General features: G+C 66.9%; 1 protein-coding gene. It reads left to right on the forward strand.

What is annotated here, in order from left to right; translation table 11 throughout:
* A partial coding sequence (locus tag EN964_RS35450; protein WP_206528826.1) for a translocation/assembly module TamB domain-containing protein occupies positions 1–1,072 on the forward strand: 1,072 nt, incomplete at both ends.

Here is a 1,072-nt window from a genome sequence, read left to right on the forward strand (position 1 = left end):
GTCGATGCGCGCTCCGGCCTCGCCGTCAACGATCTCGCCGCCGATGTCTCGATTGCCGGCGGCGTCGCCAGGATCAACCGGTTGACCGGAACGCTGTCGACGCGCGGCAGCCTGTCGGCCAGCGGCACGGTCGGCATCAACCCGGCGCAGGGTTTTCCGGCCGATTTGTCGATCAAGCTGGTCGACGGCCGCTATACGGACGGAAGGGTGGTGACCGCCAATCTCGGCGGCGACCTGACGATCAAGGGACCGCTGACCTCCGCACCGGTCATTGCCGGCACCGTCAATCTCGCCAAGACGGTGATCACCGTTCCGGACAAATTGCCGGGCTCGCTGGCAGCGCTCGACGTCAAGCACAAGAACGCGCCAGGTGCGGTCAAGGCACAGGACAAGGCGCTGCGGCCGCCGACGACCAGCGGCAAGGGCGGCGGTAGCGGCCTTGCACTCGATGTCACGGTCAACGCGCCGAACCAGATCTTCATCCAGGGCAGGGGCGTCGATGCCGAACTTGGCGGCTCGCTGAAGCTGACCGGCCCGGCCTCGTCGCCGCAAGCGGTCGGCACCTTCACCCTGCAGCGCGGACGGCTGTCGATCCTCGGCAAGCGGCTGACCTTCACCGAAGGCACGGTCGGATTTTCCGGCTCGCTGGTGCCCTATCTCAATTTGACGGCGACCACGACGACGACCGGCGCCACCGTCACCATCGTGGTGTCGGGCGAGGCGACCAATCCGAAGTTCACCTTCTCCTCGGTGCCGGCGCTGCCCGAGGACGAGGTGCTGGCGCAATTGATCTTCGGCCGCTCGATGTCGAATCTGTCGCCGCTGCAGATCGCCCAGTTGGCCGAGGCCGCCGGGCAACTGGCCGGCGTCGGCGGCTCGACGTCGCTGCTCGAAAACCTGCGCAGCGCCATTGGTGTCGACGACCTCGACGTCACCACCGACGACCAGGGCGGCACGGCGGTTTCGGCGGGCAAATACCTCAACGACCGCACCTATGTCACGATCCAGAAAGGCGACAAGCCGGGCTCGGGCAAGGCTACGATCGACCTCAATGTCGGGCGCGGCGTCAAGC

The organism is Mesorhizobium sp. M7A.F.Ca.CA.001.10.2.1, from assembly GCF_003998575.1.
In the GTDB taxonomy this organism is placed as follows: domain Bacteria; phylum Pseudomonadota; class Alphaproteobacteria; order Rhizobiales; family Rhizobiaceae; genus Mesorhizobium.